Consider the following 23,927-nt stretch of genomic DNA (forward strand, 5'->3'; position numbering starts at 1 on the left):
GCTAAGATTCGGCAACAAAACAACAGATTATATCATAAAATTAACCACCGAAGGTGTTCAGAATCATGAAATGGAACACAAAAATGGAATATCAGGAGGTTGCTGACATCTCTGTCGACAAATATAACGAGCTATTTCAATCGTCTTATTTGTGCAGATGAAGATATTGAGTTGGATTAACCTGCTTATATTTTTTAAAGGCCATAAAAAAAGTAGTCCTGGAAGAAAAGCCGGCTTCGAAAGCAAGACCTTCCAGAGTTAGGTCTTTCCAGTCGTCTTTGATCAGACGATCCGCAACATATTCAATTCGCCATTCATTAATAAAGTCATTAAACCCCCTTTTATATACATTGGTTAATAAATAAGACAATGCGCGAGGCGGTATATCACATTGCTCCGCAACATCCTGAACTTTCAGGCCCTGCCTCCTGAATAAACCAGTATCAACAACCACCCGCTCAAAGCGTTCTTTATAAATTTCCAGATCCTCAGCGCCATAGGGAGACTGCATAGGTTTTGCTGTAGAAGCAAGCGCATCAAAATCCTCAACAGGAGCAGCTAATGCTCCCGGATCAGCCAGAACTTCATCAACACTCACGATATGTTCGGATTTTTTTTCGGAATGAGAAAGAACCAACAACTCCTCTCCTCTATATAAAAGTGACGGCGAAAGATATAAATAAATCGGAAATACAACATAACACACACAAAGCACTAAGAAGCAAATATTTACAGCACTAACCCAGCTATTAAAACCCAGTATAGCCAGCACGTAGAATAATAGCATAAAAACATAAAGCGCAACCTCCATAAATGTCAATACCAATACCCATTTAAAAATTTTCCTGAACCGATCCGTACCAGGCAACACATCTCTATAAAACCTAAAAATTAACTTAGCTTGAAAAAACAGATAAAGACAACCCTGAGCTAGGCGCGTAATAAAATGAAGCCATAAAAAAACCGCTCCGGAGTCGATGGTAAAAACCGACCTCCGGTCATTAGCCACAAACCGCACATGTTCATAACCCCGTACGTCCAGAACAAAGTAGATGATTAATGCGATGAGAGATATGAGGGCCGCCGGTAAAAGATGTAACCACAAATTCTTTTTTTTAATAGCCCCATACAACACAACGGTAGTATATATATAGATAGAGGGAGGGATCAAATAAAATACCGGAACTACAAATTTAAAATAGGTAGAAATTTCGGTCATGATGCCTGCCAAAAATAATAACTTAAAAAAAGCTTCGAATCCAACTGTAAAAAGAACAAGCGCCAGCAATTGACTCACCACCCTCCTGCCCTTACCAACAGTAAGCAATATGATACAGGCAAGAAAAGACAAAACAACACCCGAAAAAACCAACCCACCTAAAAATGTTTTCATAAAGATACCCATACTAACATCACCAAAAGAGTTACAACCCGTAAAATTGAAAATAGAATCAATTCAAACCTATCAGGCAACTATTGATAAAAATTATTTTAAAAAAGTTGAATACCTATATAGTCGAGAAAAACACCTTCAGATCAATCCAAAAAAAGTACAATAAACAAATTTTAAACCGACATTTCAATTAAAACAAAACTTCAATCACAAAAAAGAGCCATGACTGTATTTAATCAATCACGGCTCCTTTTATTTATCAGGATAAATATCAGCTGCTACAAACGCGCAGATTTTATTTTAAAAACTTCTTCCTTAAGCTCATTGATGGTAGATTCAAAGTCGTTAAAATATTGAGATATATTTTCTATTGCCTTATTCAATCTGCAGGAGATTTTAGCCTTCACTTCCCAAAGCTCCCTGACATCTTCAGCCCTGACCCATTCAGATTTATACCTTTTATTATCAGGCACCAGGCAAAACATACTGGTCGCCGGATTAAAATCAGCAATCCGTCGGATCATGATACTGCGCTCAAGCACAACAACATATATATTAGACAAAGAAATCTTTGCATAATTTTCAACATTACTTCCGACAGCTAAATCCTGAAAATAAAGCACTCCCTCCATACTATCACCTTCAACTTCAAAAGCCCGATATAAACCTGACGACAAAGCAGAAATCGGCACAGTAAATTCCGGCAACGTCATTACATAATCAGCATCAGCTCTCTTATCTAGATAAGTGAGATACTCAGATAATTTCAACAAGACATTTTTCCGTACATCAACAACTTCAGATATCACTTCACTCCCCGAACTCAGGGTGCTAAAAGAGGGTAAAATCCCTGAATCTTTTTCTGCATCTAAAACGGATTTAACATTAGTGATGACAGATTTAAGATCCGTACCATGCAGTATCCATTCATAATCTTTCTGATAAAACTCAGCGACCCTGGAGAGCACACTATAAGAAGGAAATTGTTTACCAAGCTCCACTTGCGAATAGTGACTCCTGGAAAGACCAAGAACTTCTGAAACTTCTGCCTGAGACAAATCCTTGCCCAGCCTTAAGCCACGCAGACGCTCACCGATGTTCTTTTTTGAAATTATATCTTGCATTTTGATTTATTTTATTGCAACTTTACTAAAAGGTTAAGATCAGACATATAATCTGGCTATAAACATATTACAAAATAACGACTGCATTCGGATAATCAATATACAGTCAGTGATTATTGCAAACATACGCAATATGTTTCATTTATGTTTTGAATTGTCCCGTTAACCAAAAATAATGCCGTATGAATAAGCAACTCCAAGTAATCTCCAAAAAAAAGCTACTGTTACCATCAGGTCAACTCAAAATTATTCAGAAATTACTAGTAAATGATTTTTACTTCTTTTTAGATAGCGAGTTAAAGATAACAAACTATTCTACAAATTTAATTACCTTTTCAACTCAGGTGCTTAAGCATGAAATAGGTCTGGACACTACTATTAAGCAACTATTGAGCAATATAGACAAAGATCTTTCTGAAATAAAACTCCAGGAGTTTTTTGCAGGTAATATATGTCATGAAACTATCTGTTTCAAGTTTCAGATTGGTGGTGAGCAATTGATGCTGACAGTGTTTAAATTAACGGAAAATAATGCTACCGGATATTGCTGTTTAATGGAAAGCCATAAAAAAAGTGATGACTTTAAAGGCATCCTGGAAAACATGCATACGGTCGCAAATCTGTCGTGGTTCACCTCTCACAAGCTCAGAGGACCTTTATCTACCATATTAAACCTGATCAACAACAGCCCCTTACCGGAAATCGTAAATAACGAACAGCTAAAGCTACTGTTTTCACAAATGAAAAAACAGGCGATGAATCTGGACGACGCATTGCACACCTTAAATCATCTCCTGGCTGATAAAGACAGAGGGACGCAAATAGTACCCCAGTTTTCTGGTGAAAACATTCAAAATATCCTGATGCTGGACGACGAAATAATTATACACAAATTGAGTCAGAAAATTGTGACCGATATTAATCCAGAGCTAAACCTGTTCTCTTTTACGGAAGGAATCGAAGCACTGGAGTTCCTGCATACTTTTCCGGTCGATTTAATTTTACTGGATCTGAATATGCCTCACATTAATGGTTGGGAATTTCTGCAGATGATGACAGAAAAAGGGATTGAAATCCCCACAATCATCATTTCTTCTTCTATTGACACAAATGATGTCAATAGATCTTTTGAATACAAACAAGTCAAAGGTTTTTTTAACAAGCCGATTACGAAGGCCGACCTGAAAAATATTTTAACAAACTCTTCAAACTAAGCTGACCATGATTTATGTATTTAAAAGAGGGACAGGTAATCACACGTCTATTGAAGTAATCACTGCGAATTCAGTTAATGAATTAAAGAAAGAAATGCAGAAATATGCGGCCTATGTAATTTTTATTTACAATGACACCGATAGCAGCATAGAAGTGACAAACGAATATTATGAAGCCATTGAGTGTACCTATTTTATTTACAAACATTTGGGAATATTCAAATCATTAAGCGAAGTCAGCATCAAATACAGTCCGGATAATAAAGTATGTATATAATAAGAGACGAATGTGGTCTCTTATTATATACATCTCCTTACAATTTCAGCGGAAAAATTAATTTAGTGTCAGACGCAAACTAAAACCCACATTACTGTTGGAGGTGTTAAAGGATTGCGAAGTATAAGGTTTATTGATATTGGTATCATAATATACCTGGATATTGAAAAACTGATTCAGTATATAGTTTACACTTGGTCTCATGGTGATGTTTTTAGCACCGGACGAGACCTCTGCCTCATTGACATCCGCACGATAAATGACTGTCTTATTATCTCTCCAGGCCATATCGAGCTTAAAATCCATATTGTTATCCATTTTCAGTTGCTTAAACAAACCAAAGGGAAAACGGAACTTTGTAGTGCGGTAACCCATACCAAATACCACATTGTTTTCAGACAGTTGCGCAAGTTGACTATTGGCTAAACTCAGACCGAGTAAGCGCGTCTTGCCTATCTCAAAATTAGCGGTCAGGTTATTTTTAAAACGGGTATCTACACCAATCAGGGGAGAAAAACTCTCAGCGATAGTGACCTGGGCAAACTGGTACTCTGGCAAAAAGTTCTGATTGACATCTCTGCTGTAAGCCATCCCATCTATTGATTGATGTTGTTGCAATGAATTGAACCCGCTCACACTATAAACCGATTTATAGGCATGCTTCAGGTCTAAACTCTGCACATACTCATCAAAGACAGGCAGAGCCGACAAGCCATTGTAATTTATACGCCAGTTGGGCAAGGGGATTTTTGGGAAAGCACTCGTATTGCTCTTCCCGGCATCTTTTCCGCTATAGGCAGCAATAAAGGCAGCCACCACCACATCTTGTGAATTTTTATCATAACCATCTGCATAACCTCCGGCAATACCAGTAGAATTTCGGTTAAAAGCACCCAGGCGACGGGAAATGATTGCCCTATTGGACATAAATTGATTGAATAGCTTAGAGACATTGCTTCCGGCAGGATCTGTAAAAGCGGTTTTCAGGCTGATAAAGGAAATGCTGTAATCGCCATTGGTTAATGGACTCAAATTATTGAACTGAGCGGCAGATTCATTGTACATGAAATGAGTACTGTAGTTCATATTTTTGGTTTTGCTTGCAGTAAGGGTTAACCTAAGTCCTTTTATCGGCTCCAGCGCACTGGTAATACTCAAGTCTTCCCTCAGCGTATTCACATAGAGCTGACGCTGCAACGTATCGGTCGTAATCCAACCGCGGCCAAAGGCCATACTGCTGATATCACGCTGACTCCCAAATACAAATCCCAGTCCTGGCGCACCCGTCAGGTCATCAATCCCCAGGTAACTGGTCGCAGGTAAATAACCTGGCAAATAGATGCCCCTGGTCTGCGTATAAGCCGCATTCAACGTTTTGAAACTCGTCAGCAAGCCAGGTATAAAATTATCCTTCGCCTTTCTGTATCCATTAAACTTATTGTATAAGGACACAAAATTCAATGTAGGGTTCAGCTGCAGGGTACGCGCATTCTGGATGGCATTCCCCAGATTAATCGCCGGGTCACGTAAAGTACCCAAAGGCTCCGTCTGCCAGTTAAAAGTGGTTCCGTAACGGGTAGTGATATTCACCCAATCCAAACCTGGTATTTTATTTACGGGCAGGGAATAGGAAATATTCAGGTTATGGCTATAGTCAGTAGTCCTGCCTAAACGTTTCAGGTTATTCCATACCGTATCTCTTTTCAATCCATTGATCTTCCCGTCGGGTTCATCAATAATGGAATAATTGGTGGCGTCAAAATCTATATTCAGGGAACGGGTTAAACTCCAGGACAGACCATATACACGCGTCACTAAAAAGTTCTTGCTATAGGTCGTATTTACCGGAATAGAATTAAGCGGATCATTATTTCTGAGGTTATTCTCAGCATAATAACGCGCCATATCCATACGGAAATTGATCGCATTTGGCAGTGGATTAAAATTGACATCCCGCAACAAGGCGAGTAAATTCGATTTAAGGAGTCGCTCGAAAGGCCTGATGTTTTTTGTACTGCCACTATAATTATAGGCTACAGACCCGGTATAATTCTTCTGAATGGTACTCTGATTAATGAAATCATGGTGGAAGTATTTACTATAGGCATAACTGGCATTGAAATTCTCAATATCCCAGATCCTGGGTTTACCCGAATCTGCCCCGCGCTCTTTTCTTACATTAACAAAGCTGATACTGTTACGTGTGGTATAATCCTGTGCATAATCGAGTATCGCTTTTTTATCGGTCTTACTGGCACCATTCAGTGCTTTTTTCAATTCAATGTCAGGCATCCGGGGATCATATTCAGGCGTACTCACCTGTTTCGAATAACTCACATAAAAAGGAATTTTAACGCCGGATTCCTTAGGGAGGAATTTGCCCAGCTCCAGACTGGAAGCAATATCAATGTTCGACTGATCTGTCCTGCTCCGCTCACTGATCCGCGTATCAAGCGCCCCAAAACCTGCGGTAGATTTACTGCCTGCAATATTAAAATCACCAAGGTCGGCCAGCTTTACACTCATCCTGGCATTGGCCGCCCAGCCGCCTTTCTGGTCAAAATCCGCCAGTCTCAACTCGTTAAACCACACCTGTGCATTTTTCTCTGTTCCATCATCTGCATTCCTGCCGCCGCTATTTTTTACAGGATTTTTAACGCCCAGCATATAGATCCTTACCTTACTCATATCGGGCTGCCCTTTCACATAGATGGTATTGGCACCATCTGCATAAGCATAGGGAATATTGATATCCCAGGCTGCACCGTTTGCATCTCTGGCGGCATTACGGGAAATTTTTGCACGCTGAAAAACCTCAAGTTCAATATTCATCCTGTTTTGCTCGGGCCAGACCGCATCCGGACTGGAAGTACCAGGCTGCGTAACCCGCAAAGGCTGCACATATTCATAGTAATTATCCTGGTAATCGGTTCCTATTCTCAAAAATGCACTTAGGTCCTGATCATTCAGCACAGCCGCACCGAGGGCTTCTGCATGGACAAACATTTCGAGTCTTTTATAGGTACGGAAGTCGGAATAACCGGTTTTGAATACAGCGCGACCATAACCGTCTTTCAGGTTTTTAACAGTGATCGCGAGGGATTGCTCATTAAGACTGGTCGTTCCGGCATAATTACTAAAATCACGCTCACGTTCAATGCCGGGTGGCAATACATAAGGTACGGGTGAGCGCTTACCGTTTTCTTCAATGTTTATGGTAGAAAGTTCTATGGTCGACTGATCGGGCGTAGCAGGACTGATCACCGGATCTGCAATAACCTGCGCCATCTGGTTCTGCGCATTATATTGGCGCCAGTCACCCCTCACCAATTGCAGTTTAGCAAAACGCACCACTGTCGTATCTTCAAAATTTGTCATGAACATGCGCATAAAGCGGATGGATTTGAAATCCTGGATATTGCCGACTTTTTGCTCATATTCCGAAATAGGGATCCTGATCTGGTACCAGGTGGCTGATGAAGTCTGACCATTGGCTAGTTTTACCTGCGACACTACCTTGTCTGTCACATAATTTTTGCCCACCAGCAGATCTGCCGGGCGAAGAGAAATTTTGTACTGAAAATATTCATCAGACTGCGTCATGTTATTATCCCTGTTCACATCCTCACCATCGGGTAAGGCAGTCGAGGCAGAATTTTCGAGACCCAGTTCGTCGAGCGACTGCTGATTGGTTTTTGAATTTCCTTCGGCACCGTTATAATCTTCATAGCGCCTGAGCAAACCAGCCCGCTGCTGATCATAGTCCGCCCCCCTGAAATAATGGTAATCATCAGATGAAGGATCGTTTTCTATTTTCTCTGCCGCAGCAGGATTGAGCTGCGCTTTCATCTGATTCACATAAGACGCAAACTTATTGCGCTCATCAGCACCGGATAAACCATCCAAACCTACATCCTGCGCTTTCCTGGCAGCAGGCTGGTTTTCGAAAGTCTGTATAACGGGTTGCAATTTTGGCACACGCCCCCAATTGGTTTCATCATACTTTGACGGATCTCCGTCTGCAGGCAAACCATTCTCCATAGATTTTCTGCCATCTTTTAAGATGTCTTCCGAAATATTTCCCAGGTTCAGGTATAAGTCGCCCCCGGCAGCATTCGGCTTATAAATATTCGGATCCATAATCCACATTTCTATATACCCTACATTCAGCGCTTCAAAATCATTCGCTTCTATTCTCCTGAACAAACCACCCCAACGTTGCTTCGGATTCAGCAAACGTCCGTCTGCAGCAACACCTGAAGTCGTATAATTATAAGGCCCTCTTAAGGTCGGATAATAGGCAAGGTTTAAAACGGGAAAGTCCGACAGCCCCGCCGTAGGTATTTCTTTCAGCGGAAAAACCTCCTGCTCCAGTACCTGACGCACTAAATGGTTAGACAATTCTGAAAGATTGGCTCGTAAGTTGGCCGGCTGCGACCTGCTGTTGCGGTCGTACAAAGTCGGATCAATATTGTAAAAAGCAATTTTTGCCCGGTTAAAACCATAAGCGAGGTCATTACTGTACTGCGCTTCAGGAAAAAGCTGGGGCGTACCTGATAGCTGCCATGAAGCTGCAGTCTTCAGATCAATAACCGATTCCGAATCTTCAAAATCATCCAGATAACTCACACCTTTTTTGTTGTTCGCCGTATTTAAACCCGCAGGGTGCCCCGGAACAAGTTGCGCAAATTCCCCCTGAAAACTCACCAGGGAAGGCACCCGGGAATAGAAGAATGGCAATTTATTCAGCACTCTGGTCAGCATTTTTGAAGAAGCGCTATAACTAAAGTCCATTCCCCACATCGCATTGGACAATGGTTCTTCACCTATATTTACCTTAGGCGTCAGCGGCCTTTCGGTCAGTTTCATATAGGTTGCACCGATATTCATTTGATTACTCACCTTATAATCCAGGTGCGTACCGAAAATAGTGCGCTGCTGTTTACCAAACATATCGGTTTCTTCTGAACTGATCCGTATTCCCTGCCCGGAACTCAGCAGTGCTGTATTTAACAGGGTAACTCTCCCACCCTGATAGTCTACTTCAAAATCCACGCCCTCTACCAATGGCACAGATCCGGAATATACTTTTACCGAACCTTCCTGTACATTAATACTATTCAGGTTAAATTCCGAAGAGACATCCGACTGGTAACTTCCTTTGAGCAAAAAGCGGTTCTGCCCGGCAAAGAGTTGCTGTGCAATCACCTTCGTGGAATCGTACAAAGCCCTGTAGGTATACTTATCAACCAGCCGTTGTTCAGCAGCACTAAACTGGCTTGCGAGATCATCACCAAAAGGCTCCAGCACAGGGAAGATCACACGACCATGTTCGGCATCTATCGTGATATAACCACGATGACTATTGGTATTCAGGTTGATGGTATTTACACCGTTCGCTGTATTAACGAGATTGCTCAAACTATTGTTCTGCCCCCCAACTGCAGTATTTGCAGCGGAAGAAAAGGCTGCATTTTCGGCCATAAAATCGAATATCCCGTCGGGCTTCCTTTCCAGCTGCGGATTGAGCCGGTCCAGACCGGTAATACTAAGCCATCTTCTATTAGTCGTCAGCTCCCCTTCTGTCAGCACCGGACTTTCCACTCCTGAAGTATTTTCAAGGCGGGTAATATCGAGCCGGAAATTAGCCTCATTGATCTTATAGCCACTCACCGCGTAGATATTTTTCATCATCAGAGACCAGGTGGGCAAACTGGTCTTGATCGTTTCATTTTTCAGCAATTTGGCATACAATACATTTGGTGCAGCCTGTTCAAAAGGAACATCGGTAGAAAATTCACCCACCTGGTATTCTTTGCCATTATAAGTATAACGAAAAACTACAGCCAGCAATTCATCTGCATTCAGCGCTTTTTCAAGGGAGATATACCCCAATTGCGCATGAAAACTATATTCTGAATCACGCAATTTACGGGCATAAGTCAGCTTTGCAAAATTGTCTGTTCCGCCATTTGCAGCAAAGAATGAAATTAAATCATTACTGCTCGACAACCGTGCACCAGCAGGTAATTTAGTCAGCAGATCGTTCGACTGCTGAGGGTACAATGGCGAATTAAATCCCGCTGGCAAAGCGGAAAAACCACCGTTCAGCTGTCCCGCATTCCAGGGTTTATTTTCACCCAGATCCAAAAACCCAATCACATCCCTGGAATCTGTGGTAGTGCTATTTTTATTCGTTACCCAGACCTCAACCTTAGTAATGTTAATCCCGGAAGTGATCAGCAGCGGATTTCCGGCAAATTGATTGTAATTGTCCCTGAAATATTGCGCCAGAAAATAATGTTTATTCGTCTCATAACTATCCGCACCTATACTAAAATCAGTCTGCTGTGCGCCATTGGCAATACGGATATCGCGGCTTTGTGATTTTTGCTGTGAATAAACAGAGGTCACATTTAAGCGCCCAAACTGCAGTTGCGTTTTCAAACCGAACAATGATTGTGTACCGCCAATCAAAGTAGAATTGAGCGGCATACTTACATTTCCCAGTTCAATTTTTTTGATCACATCATCCTCCCCGCCAGTATAATCCAGTTTAATCTGGTTTTCGAAATCAAAAGATGCATTCGTATTGTAATTCATTTTCATCTTCAGCTTTGTACCAATTTCCCCGATCACGTCCATTTGTATTTTCTGGCCGAAATCGGCATTCGTCTGCTTTCTTTGTTTTTCATTAAACAGCGGGTTTTCATTTTTATTGATACTGAAAGCTGCATCCAGCTGGGCTTCACCACGGGGCTTTATCGCAATGGTATTCCCCCCAAACAAACGCTTAAAACCCTTGCTGTCAATTTTCAATTCGGGAATAATCCCGTCCTGCCTGAACTGTTCTGCTTCCACATTAGAATTTGCCCTCCAGTTTTTCAATTTGATTTCCCTCTCCATCAATTGCTGATACTCTTTTACCGTAAGGTACTGGGGTGTCGCATAAAACCTTCCCCCAATTTTATTGCGGATAATGTACCTTTTATTGACAGCATCATATTCCACCTCGCGTGTAAAATTATCTGGCAGTGGCGCAAATGGCAAACTACCAAAACCGAAACGCAAAGCGCTTGTATCAGGTATTGCCGACCCCACATTTATACTGTCTTTAGTTTTTACAGGCTTTACCTGGGCAAATGATTTTTGCACTACAAGAACATTGAGCAGGAAGACAATTCGTATAAGATTTTTTTTCAAAGCTACAGCGATATGGAATTATTTTAAGGAGTCATTGCACAATAAAATCAGGCATTTTCAAACCATCGTCAGCATAATTGATACAATTTATTGCAAATATAAATTTCTTTTTGCAATTATTTAGATCATATTTGTAGTATACATCAGCGTTTTATTGCATAAAAAACTTTTTAGAAAAAAAAATTAACCCAAATTGAAACAATACAAAACATTTAGGCAATTACTTCTTTTATTTACTGCCTGCTGTATTTCATTAGGCTGCAGGAATGCTGCGTACAGCGCAGGGATAAAGGGTTCGAAAAATTTTAGTGCGCGTTATAATTACCTTTACAATGCCAAAGAACTGATCAGGAAATTAGAAGAACAGGAAACAACTGATTTTAATGAGGATTATGATCAGATCCTGCCTGTCTTTAAATCCTTGCCCCTGCAAACGGCAGCCATGGAAAAGGTAATCATCAAAGCAAACACCATCATCACAGAAAAGAACCAGAGCAATTATGTAGATGCAGCTTACCTGCTTTTGAGCAAAGCTTATTTTTATAACAGGGATTACTTTTCTTCATTAGCCAACCTGGACATCATCACAGAAGAATACAAGGAAAACCTCGAAATCTACCACCAGGCACTCACCCTTAAGGTGCGCTGTTTACTGGCACTGGGGTCTAATGAAGAAGCGCTTAATTTAGCTCAGCTCCTGTCTGACAGTATTGACGGACATTACAAGAACACGGAAGACAGCTACGCCGCCCGCGCAGCAGCTTACATGGCCAACAACCAGTCAAAAAAGGCCATATCCCTGCTCAGCTTCGCAGTACAGGAAAGCAAGAATAAAGAAGCACGCGCACGCTGGACTTACATATGTGCACAACTGCATGAACAGCAACTGGAATTCGCACAGGCAGTCGCCAACTACAACAAAGTAAAAAACAGCAATGCTTCTTCTGCACTGCAACTCAGCGCCACTTTAAAGGAAATTACACTGGCTGACGGCGCGATCAACAGGGCAGCTTACGACAAATCCATGAACCGCCTGCTGCGCAATGCAGATTACGAAGAACACCGCGACCAGATCTTTTACCAGCTGGGGAAAAATGCTTTCCTGAACAAATCTTACCAGATTGCAGAAAAATATTATCAGATGGCCGTAAAAGAAAAAGGAAAAAATACAACCATCAGGGGATTGGCCTTTTCCAAAATGGGCGACTTAAACCTTTACCAGTTCCGGGAATACCAGAAAGCAGAAAAGTACTATGACAGCGCAGCCATCAGTCTGCCCAAAACCCTGATACACGTAGGGGAACTGGACCGCATCGATAATCTGCGCACCATTTCAAGCATTTATCTTTCCATTTTTAACGAAGAGAAAATTAAAAAAGCAGACAGCAACCCTTATAATCAAAAGATAATTGACAGTTACTATGAGATTGCAACAATATATTTACAGAAGGTCAAAAACCTGGAAGAATCACAAAGAATCTACGAGATGCTGCAAAGCAGATTTCCAGAAAACAGCTACAGCAACACGATCAACCTGGTTTTACGAAATGCGATGCCCAACAGCCAGACCAACGCTTTTGTGACTGATTATCAAAACAGGAAATTTAACAACACCATACAGGAGGCGACCGACATCAACAAACAAAGGAACAACATGCTGATTGCCAGAAAGCCAATGTTCGCGATTGAACAGGAAAAGCCTAAAATTGTAGAAGCCAGTAAACCTGCTGAAGCTGTAGCGCTTGCAGCCAGCAAATCGCAAATTGAAAAACAGCATTATCTTGAGAAAATCGACTACTACTTTATCATCTCGGTTAGCGACGTGAGTATGAATATGAGTCCCGCAAGATACAGGTTAGGAGAATTCAACAGGAGCCGCTATGCTGACAGCAACCTGAGACATAAGCTATTGGAATTTGAGAACGTACAAGTGATTTATGTAGGTATATTCAAAACTATGGACGAAGCTAAAATCTATAACGACGAAATCAATACGCAACTGAATACCATTGTCGGCCTGCCAAAGGGCAGTTACACGAGTACGATCATGAGCAAAGAAAACCTGGAAAAACTGGAAACCTTAGAGATCCTGAAACAAAAATAGGTGATAAAAAAAACAGGAGCCGGCTACACACGGCTCCTGAACAACAAAACGAACTCTAACCTTATCTTTACTAATTTCATCAGGATATACAAGTCCAAAGTCTGAATTTATTTTGTCTTGAAATTGCCTTGATAATACCAGCGTCATCTTTTATTCTGATCGCCCCGCCATATCCATCGATCACTTCATATTTTTTCCCTTTAGTGATATGATCACTATTGGTTCTTACCGATAATATAAAATCTCCCGTTCTGATCTTTTCCAGATCAAACAGATACGAATCCTCGACCCTGATCCTTAATTTTGAAATACTGGAAGGACCCGTACTTTTCACCAAAACTACTTCCGGCCCTTTTCGATCAGAGAGTCCTCTTTTTGCTTTGATCAAATTATCCATTTGCCGATGGTAACTTTGCACAATAAAAACTGCGTAGTCATATTCCTCCTTAGATATATCTTTCATAAAATACTATGATTTATATCCAAATATAAAAAATATGAAACATATTATTTCATATATATTTAAAAAATAACAATTATTGTTTCATAAAGTTTTGATATTATTTTTTTAACCCTAGATTTACCACAAAACCATTAGTTTAAGAAACAATATATAACATTCTTACTAGATTATCATATAATTGCGCCACATATGGGATTCAAAATTATGGGAGTAGCATTCCCGCAACAGTTTAAAACCGCTGAAGAATTAGCCGAATACATCCGCCTGGGAATATTAGAAGAAATTGAACTCACACAATTTAGTAACGCCGATTCAGGCAGCATGGCAACGAATGAAATCTACGTCCTCAGATCAGGCCATGGAACATTAGTGATTATGGGCGATGATCTGGCTATAGGCGGGCACTATTATGAAACGATTAAAGGGATTAACTACCTGCGATTTATCATTGATGAAAATTCAGCGAGTTATGTGTTCGACTTTTACAAAGATGGAGCACTAAGATCTTTTTGTCTTGCCGGAGGTAATCTTATAGATGATGAAGGTGAACCATTACCAATTGAATGTATTGAAAATGATTGTGCAGAACTCATCTTCAAGCTAATTGAAGATGTTACCGGAGCCACATTTTTCAGCATTGAGGAGACCAGAACAGCGATACGTTACAGGGTAATACGTTCATAATATAAAAAAGACTTGTTTCATTAAAATAATCAATGAAGCAAGTCTTTTAAAGCATTAAAATTATTTCTTTTCCCAAACCAAAGCACTTGCGCCAAGGATGGCAGCATCTGCTTCGTCCAGTTCGCTGAAAACCAGTTTCACTTTATCTCTGAAGATCGGGAACAGGTTTCTTTCCATATGCAGTTTAGTAGGTTTCAAAATGAAATCGCCCGCCTTAATTACTCCTCCAAATAGCAGGATGGCTTCAGGTGAAGAAAACATCACAAAGTTAGCCAGCGCTTCGCCCAGTTTTTGTCCTGTATACCTGAACACCTCGATAGAAATCGGATCTCCTTTGGATGCACATTCGTATACGGTTTTAGAATTAATCTCAGATTCAGGATATTGATTCAGCAAAGATTGCGGAAATTCTGCTCTCATCTTTTTCGCAGTAATAGCAATACCCGATGCTGAAGCATAAGCTTCCAGACTTCCTTCAGATCCTGTACTCCAGTGTTTCCTTCCACCAGGTTTCACAATCGTATGTCCCAGTTCTCCGGCAAAGCCGTCATGTCCGTAAACCAGACTTCCGTTGGTCACAATTCCACTTCCCACACCTGTACCCAAGGTGATCATAATAAAGTCTTTCATTCCCCGGGCAGCGCCGAAAAGCATTTCGCCAAGTGCCGCAGCATTGGCATCATTGGTCACGATACAGCGCAAACCAAATTTTGCTTTCATCATCGCACCAAAAGGGATAACCCCTTTCCATGGCAGATTAGGCGCATGTTCAGTCGTTCCTTTATAATAGTTTCCATTGGGCATCCCTACGCCAATTCCGTCAAAGTTTTTATGAGTACCGTATTTTGCAATCAGTGGATTAACTTCTACGTACAACGCATCAATGAAGTCTTCAACTTTTTCATATTCATCTGTTTTTATACTTCCTTTTTCAAGAACCTGACCGCGATGATTTACTACTCCGAATTTAGTATTGGTTCCTCCAATGTCAATTCCTAGCGCAACCCGTCCTGATAAATCTGATAATGGCATATATTTTAATGTATGTTTTAAATGGTAAAATTAACAATGAAGTTATTATTCCGCCGAAGATAGTGCTAAAATTTTTTAATTCCAGTCAAAATAAGACACAGTTCGTATAGATAAATCGGTATAGCTATAGATCTTCAGGAAGTACTAAAATCGGATCTATCTGACTAGTCTGTGAGCCTGAAGCTAAATGGAAGGGTAAATGTAGTTGCAGTTGCTTTCCCTCTGAATTGCGCAGGCTTCCATTTAGGCATTTTTTTCAAAATCCGTATGACCTCTTCATCTGTGCCATAACCAATGGAACGTATAATTTTAATCCTGTCTATTTTTCCGTCCGTGTTTACCCAGAATTCAGAAAATACTGTCCCCTGAACATCCGATTTTTGAGCCGCTTTGGGATATTTTAAATTACGACCAATAAATTCCCGCATCTTCGCGGCTCCGCCAGGATATTCAGGCTGTACATCTACTGCCGGTATTGGCTGTGGCGGAGAAGGATGGTTACTATGTGCCGAGACCATAATGGATACCTCTTTTCCTCCGCTGCGCTGTCCTAAGACAAGGCTACTGCTGAAAATCAAGGCCACAAAAGTGATATTACTACATATTTTTAAGATCGGAAGCTGGAAAAATCTTGTCATCTGTATCTGTTAATTCTAAATAAAAAAGCTGTACAATTAATGATCCAATAATAGTATAACAGGTAAACAAATAAGAATTAAACAGTCAGCATTACAAAAAAGCGTAGCGGCATCCACCAACTACGCTTCTACTATTAACTGTTATTACCTAAAATTATCGTTTATACTTTATGTCACCACTCCCTTAAATTACCACAATGCCTGATGGCAAGAATACATTACTGAATTACAATCAGGGACGCAACGTAAAAATGATTTCATTCTGCTGGTTCAGCAACTGAAGGCTGTATTGCTGACTTTCCTTACTATCCAATCTTTTTAAATCTGCTGGAACAGCTAATACACTGAGCAATGGTTCATTATTGTTTAGTGATGATTGTATAGTGTTTAACCAAAACTCGTTCGACCGCAAAGCGAGTTCATTTGCCCTGCTTTCTTCAGCCACAAATTTTTGCACTTCTTCAGCTGTTGCGCCACTTATGGATAACTTCGCTATCTCTTCCTTCGCAGCGGTAATCAATTGCTCCATCCTGGCCGGATCACATTCAAAGGATATGGTATAGGCATAAAAATTAACCGGCTCCTTTGCTTTGGTGAGATATACCTGTGGAGAATAAACACCACCTTCAACTTCTCTTAAACGGGTGTTCAGGCGAAACTGTAATGCTGCTTTTAAAAGATCAAGATATAAATTGCTTTTTATCCCGTAATCATATTTACCGCTCAATACAAACTGCACCGTGGCTTTATCTGATTTACCTGCCCGCAGATCTTTTCTGATCTTACCTTCAGGCACACGAATGTGTAAGTCTTTAGCGCGCTCAGCATTTCCATCAGGCGGTACAGCTCCCAGATAATTTGCTGTCCATATTTTCAAAGAGTCTACGTTAAAATTACCGGTAAATACAAAGGTAAAGTCGCCAGGATTGGAGAACCTTTCACGGAATATTGCCCGCACTTTCGCCGAATCAATCTGGTCAAAATTTTCAATAGCGGCAGGTTTACGACGGGGATGATAACCTGAAAGCACATAACCAATAGTATCTGAAAAGTCACGTTCGGGATCTGGCGTACGATTCCTGAACGCAGATTTTGATTGCGTAAGGATCCTGTTAAACCTGGACGTATCCAATTTAGCAGCGGTCATATACAGATATAACATTTCAAAAGCCGCAGGAAGGTCCCCCGAAGCACTGGCACCGGAAAATCCCTCTGCCCTGTCTGTGATATATGGCTGTACCTGTAAGGCCTTTTTATTGAGTATCTGATCTAGCTGACCGGCATTAAATTGTCCCAAGCCGCTGCTGGTAATAAAGGAAGCGGCATTTTTTGCGGAATAAAAATCAGCATCGTTATATAAGGAAGTACCACCATGACTAAAGCCCGTAAAAAGTACTTGGTTGTTTTTGAAATCTGTCGGTTTTGCATAGATGTTCATGCCATTATCCAGCTGCCAATGGTAAATTCCTAATTCATTGACCTGATCTTCTTTTACAATTTTACCAGGCACCGGGATTTGTGTAAGGAGGCTTCCGGCCGCCTTTTCAGCTTGATAAGGTTTAATATCGGTGATTTCGACAGCATGCATCCATTTATTCAGCAATTGCTGATCTGGCAGCTGATCTTTTTCTTTATCGGGACCAAGAACGAGAATGGTTTGATCCGCACTTTTCAGGTAAGCCCCAAGGTATTGCGCAATCTCTTTTCCTGTAATTTGACCGATATAAAGGTGATAAAGCTTATCCCTTTCTTCAACACTATGGTAGGCATCGCCTTTAAGGAAATGCTGTAAGTAATTTTCGGCATAACCGGCAGACTTTGCCTTATTTTTTTCGGATAGCGCAAGCTCCATCGAACGGTTAAACCTTTCCTTTACAGCTAGTATTTCATCTGCTGTAAAACCGAAGCGCTTAACCCGCTCCATTTCTGTCCAGAATGTATCGAAACTGCTTTTAATTTTTTCCGGATTCAATGCCACATTTAATGTCAGCGCATCAATATTGGCAATCAAAGGACTAATCGCAGCACTGGCCCCCATATAAGCAGGCTTGCTGTTATTGTAAACAGCACTCAGTCTGTTTGCATAAAGCATATTAGTCAATCGCTCCACTAGCTGCTTTCTGAAATCTTCACGGGTTTTTACAGGATAGCTGACCTGCTTAAAATAAAATTGAATGTAGGACTGACTAAATTCCGGATCGCTAGTTCTCAGAAAATCTGTGGACTTTTTTAAGGCAATAGTATAGGTTTTGCGGGGAACTGCATGAGCTGGAGACCGCAAATCAGAAAATAGTTTAATCACCTGTTTTTCCACAGCATCAACATCAATATCACCTGCGATAATCAGGGCCTGTAAATCTGGTCTGTACCATCGTTTATAAAAGTTCCTGGCGACTGATACATCTGATTTAAGCACAACATTATCCTTCCCTATTGGCATCCTGTCAGCATAGCGGGAGTGGTTATAAAGAATAGGCCTGTACTGTTCTGCAATTCTGCTGCCTGCATCTTTGCGCATTCTTCTTTCTTCCTGTATCACTCCGCGTTCTTTTTCGAACTCTGTTTGATCTAATGTTGCATCTGCTGCCCAGTCGCGCATAATCTGCAGACCGTTACTCCATAATTCAGCGTTATCCGTAGGCAGTGGCAACTGGTAAACAGTTTCATCGAATCCTGTATAAGCATTTAAGTCCGCCCCAAATTTCACACCGGAACGCTCCAGGTAGCTGATGAGTTCATTTTTGGGGAAATGTTTTGTGCCATTGAAATTCATGTGCTCAATAAAATGAGCAATTCCGCGTTCTTCTTCGGTCTCTAATATGGATCCTGCCTTGTTAGCAAGGTAGATCGTAGCCCGGCCTGCCGGCTCAACATTACGTTTGATATAATACCGAAATCCATTTTTCAACAAACCTGTTTTTACTGAGGGATCATTAGTCAGGTTTTGCCCTGAAATCATCCCCGGGATTAAAAGTGCCGTGATAAAAATGAGTATCCTGTTAGCTATATGTTTCATATTTATCTTCTTTTTCTTGCAATCAGCATCCATGAAATAGAGAGCGCAATCAATCCTGGCAAAATGCCCAGCAAAGTCCAGCGGATCCAGGTGAGTTGCGTACTGCTTAACAGTACTTTGTTATCGTTAGGTTCCTGACGGGTAGTATCAATTGGGAATTGCCCGCGACTAAACCAGCCAAATAGTTCGGTCACAAAAGTGAAATTGATAGCACGGGGACTTTGCCTGGTCATTTCAGCGTTACTCATAAAATCAGCATCACCTATCACAAAAATACGCTGTTCTCCCGTTCCCATTTTACGACGCAGGGCAAGGGCCACAGGATAAGATTTTTTCTCTCCATTTTTTCTCGGATCGGTCAGTTCAACTGTTTTACTGAATGTAAGGCCGGGAATCTGCCAGGTATCCGCAGCTTGCGTAACCAGCACAGGAAAACTTTCAAAAACATTTCCGGGAAGAGTCTGCAAGGCTGCCACCGTTGGCGTGGTTACAAAGGCACTGTCTCTTTTTATAAAAGCACTGTTACTTACCAGCTGCTTCCACTGTCTGATAGCCAGTCCGCTCAAAACGAATGAGGGTTCAAAGTTCTGGCTCTTCTGAACGAGCATGCCTTCACTCAGTTTTACGCCTACGTTGGTCAATATCGGATTTGAAATTGTTCCGCTCCCGGGTTCTGCGGCTATCATGAGGTTACCGCCAGCGTTGATATAAGCTTTAAGGTTCGCCAATTCCACAGCACTATAGGCCGTTAGCGCATCTGCAATGACGAGTATATCAACATTCCTAATCAGATGCTGATCATCTAACGTTACTTTTTTGACGTCAAAGCCCTGATTCACTAATGAATAACGGAAGGTGATTTCATTGGTTGAAATCTGATAGTCTTTATCACCGGACCGGTTAATGTTACGTTCATTATGACCGCTTACAAATCCTATTCTTGGTGAATTAACCACTAATCTTTTTAATGCAGCACTGATTTCTTTTTCGTTCGGTTGTTTATACAAATCATCAAACATGCGAAGTGGAGTTTTCTTGCCTTTGTAGGATAATATACGGACCAGCCTGTTGCGTTCAGGTTTCAAATCAATCACCTTCCTGATCTGTTCAGGGCGCAGAAAAAGATCAAAATCCAGGTCATTGGCTTTCGCCATTTTACGGGCGATCTGTTCGTCGTTTAATCCCGGATTTTCTGCGTATAAACGCTCGTTTTCTGAATGATCCCAGTAATACACATACTCAATACGCATATAAGGCATATAGCGAAAATACATGTCGAAATTTTTCTTATCGTTATTTTGATAGACTGGTAAACCAGAAAAATAATTCTCATCCAGCAGGTTAACATAGGTAGTAATCAAAACAGGCTCATCTATTTGAGCAATCACCGCTCTGCTATTGTCGGTCAGCGTACGTCTGTGATTCGCAGTCATATCTGCATAGCCGATAAATTGTGGTCTGGAACTGATATAGCCTAGAATAAGCATAACAGCAATAAAACCAGCATACCTCATGATTCTGGTTGACAACGAGATGGTTCTCCGCTCAAATTGTAGTTTAAGCAGTGTGAGTCCCAGGAATAACACAATTACAATCAGGAAATAAAAAATATCATTGGTGGCTAAAAGACCGTTAATTGATTCTTCTGCCCTCCCGTTCATAGAAAGAAAGTAGGTGATATCTCTTACAAAGTTGATATTCTGCCACAAACCACCGATAAAGTTAAGGATAGCCAGTACGACTAATGTACTGATGGCTGCCACTACCTGATAACTGGTTAAGCTGGACATAAAGAGGCCAATAGCCGAATAAGCGCAGATGAGTAAATACAAACCAATCACGCCGGAAATCACAAAAACAAAATCTACATTTTCTATGGTAAAAAACGATATTGCGCCAAGGCCAATTAACACACTAACCAGTAACAAACAGAAACTCACCATAGCCAGGTATTTCCCTGCAACAATATCAATCATCCTTATAGGTGAAGAATACAGCAATTTAATTGATCCGCTATGTGTTTCCCTGCTGATCAGGCCCATAGTTAATAAAGGGATATACAGATAAAGATATTCCTGCACCTGCGGGAACAGCGCCCTGAAACCCGAAAAGATCCGGTTCGTCAGGTCTTCTGCCGTTTGTCCCATTTGTTGAGCCTGTTCCATACGCTCCATTAAATAAGTATATTGCCAGCCTGACTGAATGATAAAAACCAGCAATACGATCCAGGCTACAGGTGAGTAGCATAAAAGGCTTAGCTCTATTCGGGCAATCCTTAATATATTTTTCATAAAATATGATTGAGTTGTAATTATTGTGGTGTTTGCACAAGATGATCTTTGAATTAAAATATGATCTTATACCTGTTTCTATTAAGAAGATTTTTTGTTAGACAATTGGGCAAATATCTGATCGAGAGAACTCTTCTCCAGCGTAATCTCAGACATTCGCCAGCCTGCAGTGGTACTGATCTGGATCAGTCGCTCACTGATTTTGTGGCCTTCGGCAAAATGAATTCTGAATTTTGTACTGCTGAGCACTTCCACCTTTTTTACGCCTTCTATAATTTCCATTTCTGTTACAGCGGGAGGGTTATGCAGGGTCATAATCAGACTATCAGGTTCAATATAATTATTGAAAGCATCCATACTATCTGAAAATACCATCGTTCCGTTTTCTATCATTTTGACCTGACTGCAGGTAGCCTGAATTTCGGAAAGAATATGTGAAGAGAAAATAACAGACTTCTCTTCCCCCACTTCTTTGATCAGCTTGCGCACTTCAAAAATCTGATTAGGATCCAGTCCATTGGTAGGCTCATCCAGTACCACCAGTTTCGGCTCGTGGATAATCGCCTGGGCAATTCCTACCCGCTGTTTATATCCACCCGAAAGATTAGCGATCAGTCTGTTACGGAAATGTGCCACGCCACATTTTGCCATTGCTTTGTCAACAGCAGCAGCCACATGTTTCCTGTCAATCAGTCTTAGGTAGGCACATTGCGTGAGGTATTCACTCACTGTCAGTTCCATATACAATGGTGCATTCTGCGGCAAAAAGCCGATCAGTTTTTTAGCAGCTATAGGATTTTCCTGCATGGTATAACCGCCAATTTCTACGTTACCTTCCGTCTGATTAAGTACGCCGCACATGATATTCATGGTGGTAGATTTTCCGGCACCGTTAGACCCCAGCAAACCAAGTACACCCAGTTCCCTGATCTCGAAATTAATATCCCTGATTGCCCAGGCAGTTCCATATCGATGGGAGAGCTTGCTGATTTTTACAATATTATTATCCATTTTTTTGAATTATATCTGGATATCCGCCAAAAAACAATACCGGATATCCAGAAATGTTAATTATCTGTATCCTTGATTTTGAGTAAGATTCGGATTGGTATCAATAGCCGTTTGTGGTATAGGGAACAATTGGGCGAACGACTGCCAGGTGGCCGGCTTTACAGCAGCAAGTATGGTATTGATCCTGCCTGTTCTTTTCAGGCTCAGCCAGCGGTCACCACGTTCACAAAACAATTCTATTCTACGCTCCTGAAGTATCGCATCATCAATATTCACATCAGCGGGTAAAGGATCAAGCCCTGCCCGGTCCCTAATAGTTGTAACGTCAGCCAATGCCAATGCACGGTTTCCTGATGCGGCATATGCTTCTGCACGGATCAGGTACATTTCTGCTAACCGAATCACTGTTGGTACTTCAAACCTCTGCGAAGTAGTTGCCGACTCGCTGTCGTAGTTCTGGTACTTATAAGGTTCTGCTGCTGTTACTCCGTTCTTAGTGACCTCCCTCACCCATGCCGTACGGCGCAGGTCATTTGGTTCAAATGCTGCCAGTAAGCCATCACTAAGTGTAAAGGACAGTGAAAATGAAAATGGATTACTTACAAAAGCCTGTCCTTCATTGGTATAACCAGATGTGGCATTAAGTACAGAGCCAAATTGTAAAATTGCTTCCCTGGAGTTTGCCAGAAAAACATCGTTCAACTGAGTCCCCGGCAGTAACTGATACAAGGCTGTATGGCCAATGACTTCACTTGCATTTCTGATGGCTTCCTGGGCATTACCTGTAGCCAGATAGGCTCTTGATAATAGTGCTGAAGCAGTACTCCGGTTGGCCTGCATCCGGTTACTTACCCCTCCATTCGAAACATAATCTTCACCTAAATCGGCTTTCGCCTCATTCAGATCTTGAATAATCTGGTTATATACAACGCTGGCGGCAACACGTGGAGTTAATGCAGTCTGATCTACGTTTGTGGACAGCACCAGTGGAACATCTCCAAAGAGACTAACCAGCTGCAGGTAACAATAAGCACGCATTGTCTTTGCTTCGGCCACAATTTGTTTTGATACCGCAGCATTCACGGCCGGGTTACCGGTAAGTCCGATAATAATACTATTGAACTGGTAAATAACGGTGTAGGAATCTGTCCAGATATCTGAGGTATAGGAACTGGTAAGTGGCTCATAGGTATTATTCTGCAGCGCGGCATAACGTGCCGTTCCTGATAGTGCCCGCAGTTCATCAGCGGCCAGCGCATTGGCCAGCGTAAGGTTAACGCTATAGGTTTGGGATTGAGATATCCTGCTGTAAGCACCGGAAAGAGCTGATTTTGCGGTCTCAACGGAGCCAAAAACTACTTCCGATGGACGCTCATTTTTTGGTGGGTCAATATCCAGCATTTTTTCACATCCCAATACCGTAGACAATATTGCGAGGAAACAAACGGATCTTAAGAGTTTATATAAATTATCCATG

14 protein-coding genes are annotated in these 23,927 nt (G+C 41.3%); 4 read left to right on the forward strand and 10 right to left on the reverse strand.

Annotated elements, in window-relative coordinates:
• Nucleotides 1-145 precede the first annotated feature (145 nt).
• Nucleotides 146-1,393, reverse strand: coding sequence for a helix-turn-helix domain-containing protein (locus OQX62_RS21610; protein ID WP_265833741.1), 1,248 nt, complete (start codon nt 1,391-1,393; stop codon nt 146-148).
• 278 nt (nt 1,394-1,671) lie between these two features.
• Entirely contained in the window at nt 1,672-2,517 is an 846-nt protein-coding gene (locus OQX62_RS21615) for an XRE family transcriptional regulator (protein WP_265833742.1), read from the reverse strand.
• A 182-nt stretch (nt 2,518-2,699) separates the two neighbouring features.
• Here OQX62_RS21615 and OQX62_RS21620 point away from each other — a divergent pair, with 182 nt between their 5' ends.
• Nucleotides 2,700-3,731, forward strand: a complete 1,032-nt coding sequence (locus OQX62_RS21620) for a response regulator (RefSeq protein WP_265833743.1) — start codon at nt 2,700-2,702, stop codon at nt 3,729-3,731.
• A 7-nt stretch (nt 3,732-3,738) separates the two neighbouring features.
• On the forward strand, nt 3,739-4,008 hold the full coding sequence (locus tag OQX62_RS21625) for a hypothetical protein (protein WP_265833744.1): 270 nt from the start codon (nt 3,739-3,741) through the stop codon (nt 4,006-4,008).
• A 57-nt stretch (nt 4,009-4,065) separates the two neighbouring features.
• On the opposite strand, the gene sprA is transcribed toward OQX62_RS21625, so the two are convergent.
• A complete protein-coding gene (gene sprA, locus OQX62_RS21630) occupies nt 4,066-11,211 on the reverse strand; it encodes a cell surface protein SprA (RefSeq protein WP_265833745.1) in 7,146 nt (2,381 codons plus the stop codon).
• A gap of 193 nt (nt 11,212-11,404) precedes the next feature.
• Between sprA and OQX62_RS21635 the strand changes: the two genes are divergently transcribed.
• Nucleotides 11,405-13,315, forward strand: coding sequence for a hypothetical protein (locus OQX62_RS21635; protein ID WP_265833746.1), 1,911 nt, complete (start codon nt 11,405-11,407; stop codon nt 13,313-13,315).
• A 79-nt stretch (nt 13,316-13,394) separates the two neighbouring features.
• Here the strand turns inward: OQX62_RS21635 and OQX62_RS21640 are convergent, their stop codons facing one another.
• On the reverse strand, nt 13,395-13,778 hold the full coding sequence (locus OQX62_RS21640) for a hypothetical protein (protein ID WP_265833747.1): 384 nt from the start codon (nt 13,776-13,778) through the stop codon (nt 13,395-13,397).
• Between the two features lie 189 nt (nt 13,779-13,967).
• Between OQX62_RS21640 and OQX62_RS21645 the strand changes: the two genes are divergently transcribed.
• Nucleotides 13,968-14,462, forward strand: a complete 495-nt coding sequence (locus tag OQX62_RS21645) for a hypothetical protein (protein ID WP_265833748.1) — start codon at nt 13,968-13,970, stop codon at nt 14,460-14,462.
• Between the two features lie 60 nt (nt 14,463-14,522).
• On the opposite strand, the gene OQX62_RS21650 is transcribed toward OQX62_RS21645, so the two are convergent.
• From OQX62_RS21650 to OQX62_RS21675, 6 genes are all read right to left on the reverse strand, one after another.
• On the reverse strand, nt 14,523-15,494 hold the full coding sequence (locus tag OQX62_RS21650) for an ROK family protein (RefSeq protein WP_265833749.1): 972 nt from the start codon (nt 15,492-15,494) through the stop codon (nt 14,523-14,525).
• Nucleotides 15,495-15,658: 164 nt separating this feature from the next.
• A complete protein-coding gene (locus OQX62_RS21655) occupies nt 15,659-16,132 on the reverse strand; it encodes an energy transducer TonB (RefSeq protein WP_265833750.1) in 474 nt (157 codons plus the stop codon).
• Nucleotides 16,133-16,364: 232 nt separating this feature from the next.
• Nucleotides 16,365-19,148, reverse strand: a complete 2,784-nt coding sequence (locus OQX62_RS21660; protein ID WP_265833751.1) for a M16 family metallopeptidase — start codon at nt 19,146-19,148, stop codon at nt 16,365-16,367.
• A 2-nt stretch (nt 19,149-19,150) separates the two neighbouring features.
• Nucleotides 19,151-21,439 (reverse strand): Gldg family protein, encoded by a 2,289-nt coding sequence (locus tag OQX62_RS21665; protein ID WP_265833752.1) that lies wholly within the window; start codon nt 21,437-21,439, stop codon nt 19,151-19,153.
• An 81-nt stretch (nt 21,440-21,520) separates the two neighbouring features.
• Nucleotides 21,521-22,450 carry an ABC transporter ATP-binding protein gene (locus OQX62_RS21670; protein ID WP_265833753.1) on the reverse strand — a complete coding sequence of 310 codons (930 nt, stop codon included), beginning with the start codon at nt 22,448-22,450 and terminating at the stop codon, nt 21,521-21,523.
• 60 nt (nt 22,451-22,510) lie between these two features.
• On the reverse strand, nt 22,511-23,926 hold the full coding sequence (locus OQX62_RS21675; RefSeq protein ID WP_265833754.1) for a RagB/SusD family nutrient uptake outer membrane protein: 1,416 nt from the start codon (nt 23,924-23,926) through the stop codon (nt 22,511-22,513).
• Nucleotide 23,927: the final 1 nt, after the last annotated feature.

This window comes from Pedobacter sp. MR2016-24, assembly GCF_026239655.1.
In the GTDB taxonomy this organism is placed as follows: Bacteria; Bacteroidota; Bacteroidia; order Sphingobacteriales; family Sphingobacteriaceae; genus Pedobacter.

Excerpts from the sequence above, each read along its gene's own strand:
- OQX62_RS21640 (WP_265833747.1), bottom strand. The coding sequence starts at position 13,778 with ATGAAAGATATATCTAAGGAGGAATATGACTACGCAGTTTTTATTGTG.
- OQX62_RS21665 (WP_265833752.1), bottom strand. The coding sequence starts at position 21,439 with ATGAAAAATATATTAAGGATTGCCCGAATAGAGCTAAGCCTTTTATGC.
- OQX62_RS21655 (WP_265833750.1), bottom strand. The coding sequence starts at position 16,132 with ATGACAAGATTTTTCCAGCTTCCGATCTTAAAAATATGTAGTAATATC.
- OQX62_RS21660 (WP_265833751.1), bottom strand. The coding sequence starts at position 19,148 with ATGAAACATATAGCTAACAGGATACTCATTTTTATCACGGCACTTTTA.
- OQX62_RS21650 (WP_265833749.1), bottom strand. The coding sequence starts at position 15,494 with ATGCCATTATCAGATTTATCAGGACGGGTTGCGCTAGGAATTGACATT.
- OQX62_RS21670 (WP_265833753.1), bottom strand. The coding sequence starts at position 22,450 with ATGGATAATAATATTGTAAAAATCAGCAAGCTCTCCCATCGATATGGA.
- OQX62_RS21675 (WP_265833754.1), bottom strand. The coding sequence starts at position 23,926 with ATGGATAATTTATATAAACTCTTAAGATCCGTTTGTTTCCTCGCAATA.
- OQX62_RS21645 (WP_265833748.1), top strand. The coding sequence starts at position 13,968 with ATGGGATTCAAAATTATGGGAGTAGCATTCCCGCAACAGTTTAAAACC.
- OQX62_RS21615 (WP_265833742.1), bottom strand. The coding sequence starts at position 2,517 with ATGCAAGATATAATTTCAAAAAAGAACATCGGTGAGCGTCTGCGTGGC.
- OQX62_RS21620 (WP_265833743.1), top strand. The coding sequence starts at position 2,700 with ATGAATAAGCAACTCCAAGTAATCTCCAAAAAAAAGCTACTGTTACCA.
- OQX62_RS21610 (WP_265833741.1), bottom strand. The coding sequence starts at position 1,393 with ATGAAAACATTTTTAGGTGGGTTGGTTTTTTCGGGTGTTGTTTTGTCT.
- OQX62_RS21625 (WP_265833744.1), top strand. The coding sequence starts at position 3,739 with ATGATTTATGTATTTAAAAGAGGGACAGGTAATCACACGTCTATTGAA.